This is a genomic window from Pseudoalteromonas sp. SG43-8, assembly GCF_014164245.1.
In the GTDB taxonomy this organism is placed as follows: domain Bacteria; phylum Pseudomonadota; class Gammaproteobacteria; order Enterobacterales; family Alteromonadaceae; genus Pseudoalteromonas; species Pseudoalteromonas distincta.
This window is the reverse complement of record NZ_JACJEX010000001.1, coordinates 1,048,194-1,065,279: the sequence shown is the minus strand read 5'-3', so window position 1 is coordinate 1,065,279 and position 17,086 is coordinate 1,048,194. Positions and strand designations below refer to the sequence as shown.

Genomic DNA, 17,086 nt, shown 5'->3' with positions numbered 1-17,086 from the left:
GTTCTATAAATACTTAATTATTAGGTAAGTGAAATTAATTGCTTACCTCTTTTGCATTGGTTTTCATGAAAAATATTATAAACAAGCTATTTTCAAGTGTAATTTCAAGGTTGTCAGTATTTTTAGTTCAGATGCTAAGCTTACTTGTACTTTCTCGATTGGTACCTGTGGAGGTTTTCGGTGTTTTCGCGTTAATAAATGGGATTTGCTTTCTCCTAATGATGCTAGCTGAGTTTGGTGTAACACAAAGTGTAATCAATAAAAAAGATAGTTCATATCAGAGTTTATTTGACTTTTCGTCTACAATGTCAATTTTAGTTTCAGCCTTAGCGCCTTTGTTTCTGTTTTTGCTAGGTATATCTTTTAATATTAAACTTACACTATTTACTTATATAGCAGTTTCATCAATTGTGTTGTTATTTGGAATAACTTCTGTTTGTTTAGGTGACTTAAATAAACGGTTTTTATTTAAGTCAGTAGCAATCTCAGAAACTATTGCAGAGTTAATAGGCTTAGCAATTACTATTGGGGTCATTTATTTTTATGACCCAACAGTTGAAGTTTTGGTATTAAAAGTACTTGTTTTCTCTATATTCAGGGCCGCGCTAATTACTATATATTTTAGAAGTATAGGCTCAAAACTAACCTTTAAATTAAGCATAGAAATCCCAAAGATTGAAAAGTTTAATCGTGGTGTAGTTATCAGTAATTTGGCTTCATTTTTAGTTAGGCAAGGCGATAACTTTATTGTAGGTAAACTGTTTGGTATTGCGATGTTAGGGTTATATGATCGAGCTTATCAGCTTGTAAAGTACCCTGTAATGCTTTTATCCTTTTCTCTACAACCTGCACTTCAACCAATTATGAGAACTGTTGACAATTATTTGTTTTTTAGAAAAATCATTGTTATTACCTGGTTGTTATGTCTTCTAGCTGGCTCAACTTTATCTGTTATTTTTAGTTTGTATACTAATTTCATAGTCAATTCAATCTTGGGTGAAGGATGGAGTCAAATAGATTTTATTGTAAAAATTCTCTCATACTCTATTGCTTTTCAATGTTTTTTTAGTCTGAGCGGTGGTTTTTTTTACGCGTTAGAAGAGTCGGGGAAAAATGCATTTGTTAATATAACTACTTTTATATTAATTTTTATTTCTTTTTCGATAGGCTATTTAAAAAGTAGTATACAGATTGGGCTTTACTTAGTAGCAATATCATTCTTTATTGTTAGTGTTATTTGCTTGTACTTGTTATTGAGACAAGGACGTTTTTATTATGAAAAAAATAAATTAGAGAAAGAAAAATGTCACGTATAATTACAATTAATTCTTTTAAATCGACCTGTCCTGGTGGTGTTGAGTCATTAATAAGAAGCTTTCATAGCATTGGCACTCATAGGGGCTGGGATTTTCTAGAGTTACATAAATGGGGATCTTCAAAGGAAATACATAATGTCAGCCAGCATGCTAAATTCATAGAGTATGGAAGTGGGCAAGGTAAGGTTGGAAAAATTTTAACTCGCGTTAATCTTTACAAAGAGCTATTAAAATTAAATCCTAAAAATAATATAATATTTATATTTCATATGTCTGATCTATTATCAGTACCAATTTCCGTGCTTAAAAATAATAAAATCATAGTCGTTCAAACAAATAGATTCGATATATTTCTAACTTCATTGGGTAAGATTGCAGTTTTACTATACTCAAGTTTTATAGATTTTTTTACAGTTTATACTGAAAAAGATAAAGTTAAATTAAAAAGTATATATCCTAAGTTAGAAAATAAAATAGAAATCATACCTAGAGGATGCAGAGTTGAAAAAGCAATTGAATCTCCTGCATTTAGCAATAAGCTCGTTACAATAACAAGGCTAGATGAAAAGCAAAAAAATATTTCGGAAATGATTGAAATCGTTAACAGCTTACCAGAAACATATACTTTAGATATATATGGCGAGGGTGAGGAAGAAGAAATAAGCCTAATTAAAAGCTTAGTTGATAATGTTCCTAGGGTAAAATTTTGTGGAGCAGCAACAAAGATCGAAGATGTTTTAAAAAAATATTCAATTTTTCTAATGACATCAAACTATGAAGGCTTTGGTCAGACTTTGATTGAGGCAAGAAGTCAAGGTTTACCAATAGTTCTTTATAATACTTTTGATGCAGCATCTTACATTGTTAAAAATGGAGGCAATGGATTCTTAATACCAAAGGGGGATAAAAAATTATTTATGGAAAAGGTCTTAGAGATAACGTATTCAAAAGAAGCTTATGGTGTATTTTCCGAAAACTCTCTAGGGCTTGCTAGTGAGACTGATGAGGCATTAGTTAACAATAAATGGGGTCTACTCTTAGATGCATCACTTTAAGTTAAGCTTTATAGTTCCTTGTTATAATGGCTTTGATAAGTTAAGAAGGTTGATTGAGGATTTCAAAAATCTTGATAATCAATCTGAAGTAGAGTTTGAAGTTATAATTATTGATGATGGATCTGATACCGATTTTGATGATGTACTAGAACACAATCACTTTTTATACAAAAAAGCCAACGGAGGTGTCTCAAGTGCAAGGAATTACGGTCTATTAAAAGCTGGTGGTGATTATGTTATATTCATTGATTGTGATGATACTATAGTAAACAGTACTTTAAGTTTGATATATGACGCGGTAATTAATAACAAGTCTGATGTATATGTATTTTCTCACCACTATATAGATAATGAAAAGGTAGTGAAAAAAGTTAACAAAAATATTGCAGAAGTGCCCTCAGATGTAATACTTGAAATGGTATTAAATAAAAAGGTGCTATTTCATAATTGTGCAATGGTGTATAAAAAAAATTACCTAGAAAAAAACATATTACAATATAACGAAAACTTAAAATACAGTGAAGATGTTTTCTTTATCCTAACAGCAATAAATAAAGCAAAAAAAGTTACAGTGACAGAAAAAGTATTTTACCATTATATTGATAATGTAAATGGAGCTATAAATCAAAGTTTTGATAAGAAAATGTTAAATCAGCTCCATACTTTTGACCTAATAAAAAAAATAGAAGTTTCAAAAGAACAATGCAAGTCATTAAACTACTTTGTTTTTACATGCGCGTGCCATTCTTTAGTTAGAGCTTTTAAAGCTAAAAAATATGACGAAAATGTGCTAATAGCTTTTATACAATACTCTAGGAAAATTAGCTTTCCTTATTTTTTAAATACAGATAAATATTATATTTTTTGTTTGTTTGTAAGGTTTTTTTCTCACTTGCCAACCAGCTTATTGGTGAGAATTAAAAGGTTAATAAATTAAATGGGAATTAAATTATTATATGCTGTAAGTGTTTTTCTCATATTCGAAAATACTTCATTATCAAAATATGCGGGGGTTTTTACTGCATCACTTGCTATGTTGCTTTTGCCCTTAGTGATAAGTTATTTAATGATGAGTTCAAAAAAGCTAGGTGAAATTGAGAAACAGATTTGTTATATATTTTTTATTTCTCTTATTTATTCATTAATTCTTTTAATATTTAATTATTATGACAATTTAAGAATTTATTTTCTGGTAGACAGAGGTCTGCGCTTTACTTTACTAGCTCTCCCAACAATGATCTTTTTTATATTCTTTTGTTCATTCACAGAGAAAAACTTAGAAAAGGCTTTACTTGTTTTTTCTTTGAGTATTTTAATTATATATATTTTTAACCTTTTATTACCAAATGTTTTTAATGCAGCTTCTTTTTTCCAAGGTAGTTATGCGCTTTCCCCACATCGAATGCGTGGCTTTACGCTAGAGGCAAGTACTTTTGGTTTTCAAGTAGGTATTGCTGGAATATTTTTAGCTAAGTATTTCGCACTAAACAGGCTTTTATCTTTTGTGATTATTTGTATAGCTATATTTTTAACAACATCCAAAGGTGGGTTAATTACTTTTTCTTTAGCATTTTTTATTGCAATTTTATTGCATAAGAAAACAGTCCAATCTACTAAAACTTTATTGCTGTTTTCATTTTTAGCTCTCAGCCCAATACTTTACTTAGAAGTTTTATTGCCTGCATTTGCTACAGATATCGAAAAATATAATAGTTCTGCAACTCGAACCACAATGATCCTAGTTTCTATTTTTTCTTTATTAGAACATCCATTCGGGGTGGGTTTCTTTGGTTATTTACCATCGATATATGAAAATGGTAAAGAAGTAATTCAAAGTATTGAAATGCTGATGCCAAACGTATTTGATTATAAGGAAGTAACAACATATTTGTATTTTGGCGCTGTAAAAGGGGTTTCTACTAAAAGCTTCATTTTTGATTGGCTAATATATTTTGGAGTTATATTTCTTTATTATTTATATAATGTGGTTAAGTGGTATATCAGCAAGCTCAAAGAGTTTGACTTTTATTTTTTAGTAGTCTTCTTGTTCATTTTAATGTCAGTCACCTTTTACTTACCAATAGATGGTCGGTTCATTGTTCCGCTTGTTTTAGCATTTTTATATAAATCAGTCACTAGTAGGGTAAATAAGTATGAAAAATAAACTAAAAATATTACATGTAGCTGAGGCTTTAAAAGGTGGTGTTGAAACATATCTAAAGAGTTTGATTTTGTCTTTGAATGAGAAAGGCATAGAATCATATTTGCTAGTTAAAGAAGATGTGCCTTGGTTAGAAAAAAGTAAGGTCTATCATTATGACAGAGGCCCTCGGAGTATCTTAGGTTTATTTAAATTAGCTAGAATGTATGTGAAATTAGTAAAAAAGCTTAATATTGATGTTATTCACCTTCATGGTACATTCTCTGGTTTAGTCTGCAGGTTGACTAAGGCTTTTACCCGTAGTGTTCCTATTATCTATTGCTCGCATGGTTGGGCTTATAGTATGGATAAAAAAAAGATTACGAAATGTTTGTATAAAACTATAGAGTACTTACTCTCTTTTTTATGTGAAAAAATAGTTTGTATCTCCCATTATGATTTCTCTATTAAAGTAACTCCATCAAATAAAACAGTTTTAATAGAAAATGCGATTACAGATAATTTTGGTAATGAATATATAGAACCCCAAAAGAAGAAGTTACTTTTTGTAGGGCGATTTGATCATCAAAAAGGCATAGATATATTACTTAATGCATTTAAAAAAGTTAATGTGAATTATGAACTTATAGTCGTTGGTGGTGCAGTGCACGGAGAAGATATAAATATATATGAGTACCCAAATGTTACATTTTTGGGTTGGCTTTCTGGAGATGATTTACACAAAATTTATTTGGAGTCGTCGGCAGTTATTATACCTTCACGATGGGAGGGGTTTGGTTTAGTAGCAATTGAAGCTATGTCTGCATCTAGGACAATTTTCACTTCTGGTGCAGGGGGGCTGAAGTATCTAACGACACTTGCCGAGGGCTCTGAATTTACTAGTGAAGAAGAGTTGATTGAAGTTTTACAAGGCTTTGACTCTTATAATAAACATCAAATTCAAGAGCTCGGATGTAAAGCCAGAAAAGTATTCAGAGACAATTACATGATTGATAGGATGTCAGAAGAGTTGATTACATTATATAAAATGGAATTAAAATGAATAAATTAGAACGACTTCATGGTTTAGATTTTTGTAGAGCAATATTTATGGTGCTAGGTGTCTTTTACCATGTTGCCCTCATATATAAGGTTGAACAGGATTGGCGTGTGGGCTCAAATGATACTTCGGAATTCTTTTCAATTATATCTTTATTTATCCATGATTTTAGAATGGAGGCATTCTATGTAATTGCTGGTTTTTTTATATTTACATATATAAAAAAGGAAAAGATAGTTTTTTAGGAGATAGGATAAAAAGAGCATTAATCCCTTTGTTTTTTTGTGGTTTGACTATTAATTACCTAATGAATATTTACAGTTATAACTTTTCTTTTGATTATTTTGATGTGAATTATTATCTATATGGAAAGTGGTTGGGTCATTTATGGTTTTTAGGCAATCTAATAATTTACTTTCTACTTGTACAGCTATTCTGTAAGTATATCTCTGCTTTGAAAGGGGTTAGTGAGATTCAGCTTTGTTCGATTTTTATTGTTTTTGCTCCTGTAGCTTCAATTCTGTTACTAGCTGTTTCTAAGTACACAGTTTCTAATGAGTATATATTTATTGCATTTCATTCGCTATTTGGTTATTTTCCTTACTTTCTATTAGGTTGTCTCTGTTGCACTTGGAAAATGACTTTTCTTAATATTTTAAATTATAAAGTTTTTTTTATCTCCATACTTATTTACTTATTAATCTTCTTAATAGCTAAACTTGAAATAGACTCAACTTTGGTGAGTAAAGTATTTGAAAGACTCTCCCACGGAAGTTTGGTACTAGCAATGATTGCACTTTTTTATAAGTTGGGTACTAAAAAAGGCTCATTGATAAAAGAAATTTCAGATTCGAGTTACACTATATATTTACTACACCAGCCGTTGATCGTGCTTATTTATGCCTTTATATTTTCAGATCTAGCTTTAAATATTTATTTAGAATATGTGCTGCTAGTTTTTATGGTTTTGGTAATTTCATATCTTTTTCATCGTTACATTGTTAGGTTTTATAAAGTAATGTCGTTATTATTCAACGGGGTTTATAAAATTAACAGAACTTAATTGATTTATAAATTAAGTTCTATAGTTATCCCTAATTTATGCTAGAATTTAACTGTACTTCCTCTAAAGTTATATTGAATTGATAAGTGACGTAAGGTAGTATACATTTTAATTTTTTTTGAATATTTACTGCTTAAAACTATAAAAGGGACTATTAAATCATGACATCTTCAAGGACGTTTAAGCCCACCAGCTCTTCAGACGCTAGTTTTTATCGTTTATTTGATATTTTTGCCTTGTTTTTAGCATTTCAATCTTCTGCGTTATTTTACTCATTTGAATCAAGCCCATATTATATGGTTGCAGTACTTGGTATTGCATTGAGTTACCTATATAGCGCAGAACTATTTTCTACTTACCGTTCATGGCGAGCGGGAAAATTTAGAACTATGGTCCTATGTGCTTGGGCTAGCTTGCTAACGGCCTTTGCCCTTTTAGTACTAGTCTCTTTTGTATTTAAATTTTCTGAAAATTTATCTCGCATAGGAATAGGGTTATGGTTTTTACTAAGCATCATATATCTTTATGCTTGGCGTTTTATAGTTCACATGTACAAAAAGCAGCGTCGTAGAATGGGCTTGAATTTACGTAACGTTGCGATTGTTGGTGCAACCGAATCTGCTGTCTATTTATATGATGAGATTACTAAAAACGATGAGTTAGGTTTTAAGTTTTTAGGTTTTTTTGACGATCGTAAGCCTGAGCGCTTATTTCAAAACTCAACAAAACATGATGTGACCGGTAAAATACAAGATGCTGTAAATTCTGCTCGAAATGGGGAAATAGGCGTTTTATATATTGCTCTCCCTATGAAAGCAGATAAGCGTATCGCTGATATTTTATTGCAGCTTGGTGACACCACTGTTGATGTACATATTATACCTGATTTTTTAATGTCTAATTTAATACACGCCCGTATTGAGCATGTGGGTGATGTTGATACATTAAGTGTGTTTGAGTCACCATTTATAGGTGCCCGTGAGTTTATAAAACGAACTGAAGATATAATAGTAGCCTCCATTATTTTAATGCTAATATCGCCTATTTTAATTGCCATTACATTTGCTGTTAAATTTACTTCTAAAGGCCCTGTAATTTTTAAACAAGATAGGTATGGATTAGATGGCCGTAAAATTAAGGTTTGGAAATTCCGTTCAATGACTGTTACCGAAAACAGTGCTGTAGTAACACAAGCCACAAAAAATGATGCGCGCATTACACCTTTAGGTGGTTTTTTACGCCGTACAAGCCTTGACGAATTGCCGCAATTCATAAATGTTTTAAAGGGTGATATGTCTATTGTAGGTCCACGCCCGCACGCTGTAGCCCATAATGAGGAATACCGTAAAAAGGTAGAGTTTTACATGTTGCGTCATAAAGCAAAGCCAGGTATTACAGGTTGGGCGCAAATTAATGGGTGGCGCGGTGAAACCGATACTCTTGATAAAATGGAAAAACGTGTAGAATTTGACTTACATTATATTAAACATTGGTCACTGTGGTTTGATGTGAAAATTATTTTTATGACAATTTTTAAAGGATTTAAGAATGCAAATGCATACTAAAACACTAGCCCCTATTTTTGCCATGTTAAGTGTTGGGATTACAGCTCCCGCAGCCGCTAATTTAAAACCAGGTAGTTTTATGTCTAAAGATGGTGCCGAAATTACGCCGACTTTACAAACTGGGCTTAGTAGTAACAATAACTTTTTTAGCACACCTGATAATGAAGAGTCGCGTTTAATCTGGACTATTACTCCTAATATAAAAGCTGCGATTGACGATGGCCCTGATAGTTATAGCTTAGACTTAGGAACTAGCAGCTCTCTACATAATAAAGATACTGCCGATAATTTTACCCAAGTTAATATTGGTGCTGGTGTACATAAAGAATTTACTAGTCAACATCGTTTAGATATTAACGGTGATGCAGATTGGCTATACGAGCCACGTGGTAGTGGTTTAACAGAAGGCTTGGGTGATGCAGTAAATGAGTTAGTTAAATACCAGCAACAAAATGTTTTAGTGCGCTACGTATACGGTGCACAAAGCTCAAAAGCTCAAGTTGCTTTAAGCGCCGGTTTTTTTAGTAAAAAATATCAAAACTTTAGAGAAGTATCGCAATACCGTGACTATGATAAATCGTTAATTGGCGTAACTGGCTACTATAATACTCGAGCATCTACCCGAACATTTTTAGAGGTTAAGCAAGAGAACTATCGTTATGATTTTTTAGCCAATAGTGGTATGTCACGAGATTCAGACGACGTAAAAGTATTATTAGGTATGGAGTGGGAAGCAACAGCGGTTACTTCAGGCTCATTTAAATTAGGTTATCAAAATAAAGACTTTAGCGCTAATGAGCGCCAGAATTTTAGCGGTTTAAGCTGGGAGGCGGGTGTAAACTGGCAGCCACTTAGTTATTCTACCGTGCTATTTACAACAAGCCGCGCAGCTAAAGACCCATTAGTGCAAGGCGATTACATTAAAGAAAGCACTTATGGTGTTAATTGGACTCATAACTGGAGCGATTATTTAAGCTCGCTTGTTGGTGCTACTTACACTAACGAGCAATACACTGGTGATGTAGGTCGAAAAGACAAATCTAAAAGTGCGCGTTTAGGTTTAAACTACGTTGCGAGTAAGTTCGGTATGGTATCTACTTACGTCGATTTTATAGATAAAGATTCTACTCAAAGCGCAATAGAGTTTGATCGCGTAATTGTTGGTGTTAATTTTACTTTTGCTTTAAAGGCTAATTAATGAAGTTTATATTTAGTTTAGTACTTCTTTCTATTAGCGTTGTTAGTGTTGCACAATCTGCACATAACTATGTTTTAGGTGCAGGTGACAAGGTTGAAATAAAAGTTTTTGGCCAGCCTGATTTAGAGGTGACTGCACTTTTAGGTAATAGTGGTGAGGTTAATTATCCGTTTTTAGGGAAAATTAAACTTGCAGGGTTATCTACTTCTGAAGTTGAAGAGGTCATAGTTGAAGGTTTGCGTCCTGACTATTTAGTAAACCCAAATGTTTATGTCCAAGTAATCGAATATAGGCCATTTTATATTCATGGTGAAGTAAAAATCCCTGGTGCTTACCCGTATCAACCTGCTATGACAGTTAACCAAGCTATTGCATTAGCAGGTGGATTAACTGAGCGTGCCTCGATTGACAAAATATACATATTTAAAGAGCAGACTAAGCAGCAGCAACAAAAAGGTAATTTAAATAGCCAAATTGCAGCGGGCGATACTATAAAAATTGAACAGCGCTTGTTTTAAAGCAGTTTACAAGGCAGTAATTAAATGATAACACAAGATGAAAATAGTCTATCTCAAGATAAGAGTGTAGATTTTACCTATTACTTTAATATTTTTATGCGCATCAAGTGGCGTATTATAGGTTTTGCAATAGTTGTTACGCTATTAGCTATTATGGTTACGCTTACGTTAGTGCCCAAATATATTGCAACGGCTACTTTACTTATTGAAGCTGAGCAAACTCAAGCGATCAGTTTTGACGAGGTTTATGGCTTAAGTTCTGCAAAAGAGGAATACTATTTAACTCAGTTTGAAGTTATAAAATCTGACAGTATTGCTCGAGAGGTGATAACAAAACTCGATTTAAATAAACATATAGATTTTGCTCCTAAATCTACTGTGTTAACAGAATTTAAAGATGCAATAAAATCTATATTTCCTTTTTTAAATAAGAAAGAGACTAACTCTTATACTGCCGAAGAAATAGCTGAAAGGGATATGTTAGGCTTGTTGGCTACTTTCAAATCAAAACTATGGGTTACACCTATTCGCAAAACTCAATTAGTGAGAGTAAGCTTTGAGTCGAGCGATCCTAAATTAGCAGCTTTAGTAGCCAATACTGTTAGTGAAGTCTATATAGAAAGCCAAATGCGTGCAAAAATGGGGGTGACCCAAGATGCTTCTAATTGGTTGAATTCTCGCCTTTCTAAATTACGAATGCAGTTGGATGATTCAGAAGTAAGACTTCAAAATTTTAGAGAACAACAGCAGCTTGTCGATATAGAAGGTATAGCTGGGCTTGTTACACAAGAATTAGAGCAAATATCGCAGCAGCTAGTGGTTGCGCGTAACGAAAAAAATAACCTTGAGAGTATTAACCGAGTTATTAGTGAGTACGGTAACAATAATTTAGAACTTTTAGGTAGTATGCCTGAAATTACATCACATCAGGTTATACAAAACGTAAAGCGTGAAGTTGTTATAGTAGAACGAAAATTAAGTGATTTAGGTGAAGTGTATGGTGCTAAGCACCCTAAAATCATCTCAGCTAAAGCAGAGCTTGCAACGGTAAAAAGTAATTTAAATAAGCAAATTAAAGGCCTTATTACCGGTATTGAAAAAGAGCTAAACCGTATAACTCGTACTGTTAGTGCACTTGAACGTGACCTTGTTAAAATACGAGCTGAGTACCAGAACATTACCCGTAAAGAAACCCAATATAACCAACTAAAGCGTGAAGTAGAAACTAACCGCAATATATTTAATACGTTTCTATCACGCTCTAAAGAAACTGAAGTAACAAGCGACTTTAGCTCGGCTGCTGCACGCTTTACTGATCGTGCCTATGCCCCAAATAAACCTGCGAAACCAAATAAAAATTTAATAGTTATTTTGGCATTTGTCACAAGTTTTGGTTTTGCAGTAGTAATGAGCTTTATATTTGACGCCCTTAACGACACTGTTAAAACCAAAAATGACGTTGAAAGTAAGCTTGCTCAACGTATGATTGGTTTATTACCGCATGTACCAATGCCTAATAAGAGTGTTTTTCCGATTCACGCCTATCTTGATGATAATTACAGGCGTTTTGCCGAATCGGTACGTACGTTCAGAACTAGCTTGTTATTAACTCAGTTAGAACGTGACCATAAAGTAATCGCTGTAACATCAAGTGCTCCGGGTGAGGGTAAAACCACAACCTCTGCTAATTTAGCGATGTCGCTTGCGCAAATGGGTAAAGTATTGCTAATTGATGCTGATTTACGAAAACCAAGTATTGCTAAGCGCTTTGATATTCCAGTATTCCACCCGGGGTTAAGTAATTTAATTGTAGGCACGGAGCAGTTAAGTGAATGTGTACATGTTGATGTGCAGTCAGGTGTTGCAATAATGCCAAGTGGGCAAATACCTAGTAACCCATTAGAGCTTTTGTCTAACGCGCGCTTTAGTGAAGTAATTGATGGCTTGAAAGCTGAATACGATCATATAATCATAGATACGCCACCTACACAGGCAGTGAGTGACGCTTTAGTTATTGCACAGAGTGTAGACTCGGTAATTTATGTTGTTAAGTCTGATATTACGCGAATTAAGCCTATTAAGGCGGGTATTGAGCGTTTGTTTGAATCTAAAGCCCATGTTGCAGGTATTGTGCTTAACCAAGTAGATATGAGTAAAAGTAAAGACGAGCATAGCCATGGTTATTACGATTATTACGATTACTCGCAAAAACCTGAACAACCTAATGCATAGTTAAATACAAATCTATGATTGATATTCATTCCCATATTTTGCCAGGCATTGATGATGGTGCTAAAGATTTAAAAGAATCTTTAGCACTATTAACTATTGCACAAAATGATGGAATAACTCATATGGTTGCTACGCCACATATACATATTGGGCGATTTAATAACTTTGCCTCACAATTGTATAGCGAGCTTGCTAATTTAAAAGCACAGGCATTAGTAAATAATATTGGTATTAAATTAGCTGTGGCTGCTGAAGTTAGGCTTGATGTAGAACTAATGAGCTTAGTGCTTGGTAATAAACTCCCGTTTATTGGTACGCTTAATTCAGTAAATTATTTATTATTAGAACTTCCGCATTCGCATGTCCCCCAAGGTTACGATAAGTTTATAAATTGGCTAGCTAAACAAAATATAAAAGTAATTATTCCTCACCCTGAGCGTAATCGTGATATTCAAGTAAATCCTTTTTATATTGAGCGTTTGAAGCAATTAGGTTGTGAGTTTCAATTAACGGCTTCAAGCATTGAAGGTGCATGGGGCGAAACTGCAAAAAATATTAGTATAGGTATGCTAAAAAAGGGTTTAGTAACTTATATTGCATCTGATGCCCATTCAGTTAAGCGTAGGCCGCCTATTTTAAGTAAAGCTAAGCAAATAGTGAGCGAGCTAATCGGTCAAAATGATGGACATGATTTATTTTTTACTAACCCTAAGCGTCTAACAGAGTCGTTGTTTAATGAGTAATTTAAATGCAAACCGCCTCACACAAATTACCATACTTGCAGTTATTACATTAGTAATAGGTTATCAAAGCTTACAAAGTATGCGTGCAAATACATGGTATTTTAATGCACTTAATATTTTAAAGCAGACTGAAAGCACAATTACTCTCGAAGAGCTAAAGCTTGCAGATAGGGCAATTACATCTGCAACAAGCCAAGACCCTTCACAGCCTCATTACTGGCAGTTAAGTGCTTATGTAAAAATGCTCAATCTAGCCCTAACTAGTGACCAAAATATGAATAAGCGTTTGGTTTATCAACAAGCAGAAAAAGATTTATTAAAGTCATTAGAGTTAAGGCAAACATGGTCAGAAACGTGGATTGCACTGGCGAAAGTACTTAGTTATCAAGAAGGACCTACAGAACGAGTATATGAGTATATTCAGCAGGCTAAAAAATTTGGGCCGTACAAGTTTGATGTGCAGCTTGGTATTATTCAAATAGCTCTAATGAACTGGCAGCGACTCCCTCCAAAGTATAAAGCATTGTATGTTGCCGAGCTTAATTTAGCCGTTAAATATGGTTATAAATTTTATCAAGTTTTTGATGTTGCTAAGCAAGTTGATGCTTTGCCTATTTTATGTCTATCGCTTAAGTTTGGATCTCACTTTGAACCAGTTAGAACTAGCTGGATGTTTAAAAAACATTGTAACTAGGTAGGTTTCGAATGCGTTAAGTTTGTTTACGTTAAAGTGAAAACCAATTGCACAAAGAGAAGTGAATGAGGAGTAAATGAGTAGACACCGAGTAAGCTATTCACGAATCGATAGATCACTTCTCTATAAGCGCAGCGTCTCATAACCTCTTTGTGAATAATTGTCTTATTGGTAAAAGCGTTGTATTAAACAGCAGCAAGCAGCTCGTACTGTATCTCTACAAGAGTTTTGTGTTTACTTGTAATCGTGAAGCAGGTTCACGTTAAAGTTAAATCTGAAAAAACAATTGCACAAAGAGAAGTTAATTAGGATGAATGAGCAGACACCAAGTGATCTATTCAACTAACTGATTTATCCCTTCTCTAAAAGCGCAGCGTCTCATAACCTCTTTGTGAATACTTGTCTTATTGGTAAAAGCGTTGTATTAAACAGCAGCAAGCAGCTCGTACTTTATCTCTACAAGAGTTTTGTGTTTACTTGTAATCGTGAAGCAGGTTCACGTTAAAGTTAAATCTGAATAAACAATTGCACAAAGAGAAGTTTATGAGGAGTAAATGAGTAGACACCAAGTGATCTATTCAACTAACTGATTTATCACTTCTCTAAAAGCGCAGCGTCTCAAATCCTCTTTGTGAATATTTGTTTTATTGGTAAAAGCTGAATTGTTATTATACGGCGTAAAAAATTGCCCAGAGGTTAAAAACATCTGGGCTATAAATTGACTCTAGATTGAGCCTAGCGTTAACTAAAACACTTTCTTGGTTCTACAAGGGAGAAGAAAGTTCTTAAAGTATAGCCAAGTAGTTTAGTTATGCTCACTATAAAAAACATTTATTTATTATTAATGATAAATGGCTGAATCATAATGTTTATTATGTAATCATTACCATCGTTTTTTGTTTAAAGACAAGCCTTTAAGTTCAATATAGTTATATGTAATGTGTGATATAAAAATGATTGTAATTAATGTTATAAATATAGAGATATTATTAACTATAGCTCCCCCAAAATTTAAGTATCTTTGTGTTTCAATCATTGGTGCTATCTCTTGACTAAGTATCTTTTCAAGTATTACTCCAAGAGAAGTCACGCAAAATAATATTGCAGCATGGGTCATATATATAGAATAAGAAAGCTTGCCAGTAAACTGAAAAAGCCTTAGTTTTAGAATTTTTGAACAAAGCCCAACTTCAAATGCAAAAAATAAAACGGTTGCGAAGAACAGCAGTGGAGCGGCTAGAGGTTTATATTCGAATTTATTGTTCACCACCAGCACGATTAAAATTAATAATGAAGTTTCTATGAGAGTCGCAATTAAAAATGATGGTTTTAAATGAGATAGTTTTTTATAAATCACGTAAGTGAATGCACCACCAAAAAAGCAAGAAAGGCCTTTTAATACGCTTTCTACTAAAAAGTCGGATTTGAAATATAAAAGAATAAAAGCAATTGCTGAAACTAAAAGCCATACAGATTTTTTTTGTTTTTTAAAAAAAACAATTGAACAAAATAATAACGAATACATATAAAATTCAATGCTAATACTCCATGATGGGTAGTTAAAGCTCAGTGGGTTAGTGTATGAGGACCATGATTGGATTAATAATAAGTTAGGTATTATTTCATTTGGTGCAAAGTCATTAGTGAACGGTAAACTGTTAAATGAAAGCCCACCAAACTCATAAGCCAATAATTTTCCTCCTTCCAAGACTAAGAACACAATTAGCATAAACAGGTGAAGGGGGTAAATGCGAAAGAAGCGTGCTTTTATGAATGTTTTAAATTTAAGTCCTTCGCGAGAGCCATATCCATGGGCTAGAACAAATCCACTCAATATAAAGAAAAACTCTACAAATATAGCACTGCCTCTAAAAAAACTTAACTCAGTTATAGAATCAATAAAATGCATATGAAATATAACTACAGATATTGCACATATTCCTCTAAACGCATCTAAAGCTTCAAATCTTTTATTCATGTTTATCCCTAAAATCCTTTTGTATATGTATTATATAGCCGATGCATAATAAGCAAAGATAAAATTGCTCTAAACCCAGCTTATTAATTGTGTATTCTGCACGAGATCTCGTGGTAGTGAATTTTTGATCTTATTTTTTTGCCATTTACCCAGCCCAATAGGGCAACCACACAGTGTTAATACTACTTCACCTATTGTTTGAGTTGCTTTAGTTAAGCGTATATCTTTACCTTGAAAATAATCATTTGCTTGCTCATTATTTAAAGCAAATACATTGTTTTTACACTCATTGCCAAATACGGTTGCAAACTCGTGCGTTAGTCTTACGCCGTTTTTATGGATGATGCCAATTTGAATACCTAAGCGTGCATATTTAATTTTATTTTGCACGGCCTCAAATCCCTCAGGAAATAACCACAGTTCTTTATCACGCTGCATTAGGCTGCCAGGCAGGTTAGTTAACCCAAAATGCTTTTTAAGTGATTGCATAAATGCGGCACTTTGCTTTTTATCAAACTCGTTAAACGGGAATGCACCTTTTTTAACTGTTTGATTTGGATTATTACAGCTTGCGCGCTTTTTAAATTTTGCAATAAAAAAGCCTTCGCTATCGAACGTTTGCGGCCATACATGCAAATAGCCTTCAGTAGTTGTGGCTTTACTTGCACCTTCAAATAAATCACTTAGTGACTCAGGCTCTATATAGTCGCCAAATTCACTGAGCAAATAATCGCACACTTGCTGGTTTTCGAGTGGAGTAAGTGTGCAGGTTGAATATACTAATGTGCCACCTGGCTTTAATGCGTAAAACGCGCTTTTAATTAAGTCTTTTTGCACTTGGGCTATTTGTATGTTTGATTCTATTGACCAATTTTTTAGTGCGTCGGCGTCTTTACGTACCGTGCCTTCGCCAGAGCAGGGCGCGTCTAGCAATATGTTGTCAAAGCATTCAAACATGTAGTTGCCAAATATAATGCCATCAAAGTGTGAGAGCGCACAGTTACCAACCCCCATACGTTTGAGCGTTGCGCTGAGTACCTTTAAACGAGATGACGATAGCTCATTTGCAACAAGCACGCCTTGGTTATTCATAAGTGCAGCTAGCTGCGATGTTTTAGAACCCGGCGCTGATGCCATATCAAGCACGGTGCTACTTTGAGAGCCTGCGAGTTCAATGCTTTGCTTTAATGCTATAGGGGGCAGCATTGAGCTTGCTTCTTGCACGTACATAGCCCCGCTTAAATGTAAGTCGGTATTACCAAGGGCTAGGTTTTGCTCTTCATTGCTTGGGCGCTCTAACCAAAAGCCTTCACTGCACCATGGGATTGGGGTTAGCAGCCAATTTTTTTCAGTTGCACGTTTTATAAATTCTTCAATGCTAATTTTTAATGTATTAACGCGGATAGATTTTCTGAGCGGTCTGCGACAAGCATTTAAAAAGTCATCTAAGTTTAGATGCGCTGGTAAATAGGTTTTTACGTCATCAATAAAGTGCTCAGGAATAAAAGTGTTGGCGTTCACGCG

15 protein-coding genes are annotated in these 17,086 nt (G+C 33.8%); 13 read left to right on the top strand and 2 right to left on the bottom strand.

The genetic code is table 11. The features are described from left to right. Positions 1 to 65: 65 nt before the first annotated feature. From H5122_RS04785 to H5122_RS04725, 13 genes are all read left to right on the top strand, one after another. Positions 66 to 1,316 (top strand): oligosaccharide flippase family protein, encoded by a 1,251-nt coding sequence (locus H5122_RS04785; protein WP_182682672.1) that lies wholly within the window; start codon positions 66 to 68, stop codon positions 1,314 to 1,316. Then, positions 1,304 to 2,371, top strand: a complete 1,068-nt coding sequence (locus tag H5122_RS04780; RefSeq protein ID WP_182682673.1) for a glycosyltransferase — start codon at positions 1,304 to 1,306, stop codon at positions 2,369 to 2,371. The genes H5122_RS04785 and H5122_RS04780 overlap by 13 nt, the downstream gene beginning before the upstream one ends. Next, the gene (locus H5122_RS04775; RefSeq protein ID WP_182682674.1) at positions 2,358 to 3,308 is read left to right on the top strand and encodes a glycosyltransferase; all 951 of its coding nucleotides are present in this window, start codon (positions 2,358 to 2,360) and stop codon (positions 3,306 to 3,308) included. Before H5122_RS04780 ends, H5122_RS04775 begins: the two co-directional genes overlap by 14 nt. After that, positions 3,309 to 4,535, top strand: coding sequence for an O-antigen ligase family protein (locus H5122_RS04770; protein ID WP_182682675.1), 1,227 nt, complete (start codon positions 3,309 to 3,311; stop codon positions 4,533 to 4,535). It abuts the gene before it with no gap. Continuing rightward, the gene (locus H5122_RS04765; RefSeq protein ID WP_182682676.1) at positions 4,525 to 5,574 is read left to right on the top strand and encodes a glycosyltransferase family 4 protein; all 1,050 of its coding nucleotides are present in this window, start codon (positions 4,525 to 4,527) and stop codon (positions 5,572 to 5,574) included. The genes H5122_RS04770 and H5122_RS04765 overlap by 11 nt, the downstream gene beginning before the upstream one ends. After that, positions 5,571 to 5,816 (top strand): acyltransferase family protein, encoded by a 246-nt coding sequence (locus H5122_RS04760; protein WP_182682677.1) that lies wholly within the window; start codon positions 5,571 to 5,573, stop codon positions 5,814 to 5,816. Before H5122_RS04765 ends, H5122_RS04760 begins: the two co-directional genes overlap by 4 nt. Further along, the gene (locus H5122_RS20325) at positions 5,753 to 6,634 is read left to right on the top strand and encodes an acyltransferase family protein (protein WP_182682678.1); all 882 of its coding nucleotides are present in this window, start codon (positions 5,753 to 5,755) and stop codon (positions 6,632 to 6,634) included. Before H5122_RS04760 ends, H5122_RS20325 begins: the two co-directional genes overlap by 64 nt. A 161-nt stretch (positions 6,635 to 6,795) precedes the next feature. Further along, complete coding sequence (locus H5122_RS04750) at positions 6,796 to 8,199, top strand: undecaprenyl-phosphate glucose phosphotransferase (protein ID WP_182712991.1); 1,404 nt, start codon at positions 6,796 to 6,798, stop codon at positions 8,197 to 8,199. Further along, a complete protein-coding gene (locus H5122_RS04745; RefSeq protein ID WP_182681426.1) occupies positions 8,183 to 9,397 on the top strand; it encodes an outer membrane beta-barrel protein in 1,215 nt (404 codons plus the stop codon). The genes H5122_RS04750 and H5122_RS04745 overlap by 17 nt, the downstream gene beginning before the upstream one ends. After that, on the top strand, positions 9,397 to 9,915 hold the full coding sequence (locus H5122_RS04740; RefSeq protein WP_182681425.1) for a polysaccharide biosynthesis/export family protein: 519 nt from the start codon (positions 9,397 to 9,399) through the stop codon (positions 9,913 to 9,915). The genes H5122_RS04745 and H5122_RS04740 overlap by 1 nt, the downstream gene beginning before the upstream one ends. A 24-nt stretch (positions 9,916 to 9,939) precedes the next feature. After that, positions 9,940 to 12,147 carry a polysaccharide biosynthesis tyrosine autokinase gene (locus tag H5122_RS04735; RefSeq protein WP_182681424.1) on the top strand — a complete coding sequence of 736 codons (2,208 nt, stop codon included), beginning with the start codon at positions 9,940 to 9,942 and terminating at the stop codon, positions 12,145 to 12,147. 14 nt (positions 12,148 to 12,161) lie between these two features. Beyond that, the gene (locus H5122_RS04730) at positions 12,162 to 12,890 is read left to right on the top strand and encodes a tyrosine-protein phosphatase (RefSeq protein ID WP_182681423.1); all 729 of its coding nucleotides are present in this window, start codon (positions 12,162 to 12,164) and stop codon (positions 12,888 to 12,890) included. After that, the gene (locus tag H5122_RS04725; RefSeq protein WP_182681422.1) at positions 12,883 to 13,584 is read left to right on the top strand and encodes a VpsP family polysaccharide biosynthesis protein; all 702 of its coding nucleotides are present in this window, start codon (positions 12,883 to 12,885) and stop codon (positions 13,582 to 13,584) included. The genes H5122_RS04730 and H5122_RS04725 overlap by 8 nt, the downstream gene beginning before the upstream one ends. 883 nt (positions 13,585 to 14,467) lie before the next feature. Here H5122_RS04725 and H5122_RS04720 read toward each other — a convergent pair. Together H5122_RS04720 and rsmF are read right to left on the bottom strand one after the other, a co-directional pair. Continuing rightward, the gene (locus H5122_RS04720; RefSeq protein WP_182681421.1) at positions 14,468 to 15,562 is read right to left on the bottom strand and encodes an acyltransferase; all 1,095 of its coding nucleotides are present in this window, start codon (positions 15,560 to 15,562) and stop codon (positions 14,468 to 14,470) included. Between the two features lie 69 nt (positions 15,563 to 15,631). After that, on the bottom strand, positions 15,632 to 17,083 hold the full coding sequence (gene rsmF, locus H5122_RS04715; protein ID WP_182681420.1) for a 16S rRNA (cytosine(1407)-C(5))-methyltransferase RsmF: 1,452 nt from the start codon (positions 17,081 to 17,083) through the stop codon (positions 15,632 to 15,634). Between the last annotated feature and the right edge of the window lie 3 nt (positions 17,084 to 17,086).

What these genes read in the sequence shown, in the direction of transcription:
- H5122_RS04785 (WP_182682672.1), top strand. Translation starts at nt 66, where the DNA reads ATGAAAAATATTATAAACAAGCTATTTTCAAGTGTAATTTCAAGGTTG.
- H5122_RS04780 (WP_182682673.1), top strand. Translation starts at nt 1,304, where the DNA reads ATGTCACGTATAATTACAATTAATTCTTTTAAATCGACCTGTCCTGGT.
- H5122_RS04775 (WP_182682674.1), top strand. Translation starts at nt 2,358, where the DNA reads ATGCATCACTTTAAGTTAAGCTTTATAGTTCCTTGTTATAATGGCTTT.
- H5122_RS04770 (WP_182682675.1), top strand. Translation starts at nt 3,309, where the DNA reads ATGGGAATTAAATTATTATATGCTGTAAGTGTTTTTCTCATATTCGAA.
- H5122_RS04765 (WP_182682676.1), top strand. Translation starts at nt 4,525, where the DNA reads ATGAAAAATAAACTAAAAATATTACATGTAGCTGAGGCTTTAAAAGGT.
- H5122_RS04760 (WP_182682677.1), top strand. Translation starts at nt 5,571, where the DNA reads ATGAATAAATTAGAACGACTTCATGGTTTAGATTTTTGTAGAGCAATA.
- H5122_RS04750 (WP_182712991.1), top strand. Translation starts at nt 6,796, where the DNA reads ATGACATCTTCAAGGACGTTTAAGCCCACCAGCTCTTCAGACGCTAGT.
- H5122_RS04745 (WP_182681426.1), top strand. Translation starts at nt 8,183, where the DNA reads ATGCAAATGCATACTAAAACACTAGCCCCTATTTTTGCCATGTTAAGT.
- H5122_RS04740 (WP_182681425.1), top strand. Translation starts at nt 9,397, where the DNA reads ATGAAGTTTATATTTAGTTTAGTACTTCTTTCTATTAGCGTTGTTAGT.
- H5122_RS04735 (WP_182681424.1), top strand. Translation starts at nt 9,940, where the DNA reads ATGATAACACAAGATGAAAATAGTCTATCTCAAGATAAGAGTGTAGAT.
- H5122_RS04730 (WP_182681423.1), top strand. Translation starts at nt 12,162, where the DNA reads ATGATTGATATTCATTCCCATATTTTGCCAGGCATTGATGATGGTGCT.
- H5122_RS04725 (WP_182681422.1), top strand. Translation starts at nt 12,883, where the DNA reads ATGAGTAATTTAAATGCAAACCGCCTCACACAAATTACCATACTTGCA.
- H5122_RS04720 (WP_182681421.1), bottom strand. Translation starts at nt 15,562, where the DNA reads ATGAATAAAAGATTTGAAGCTTTAGATGCGTTTAGAGGAATATGTGCA.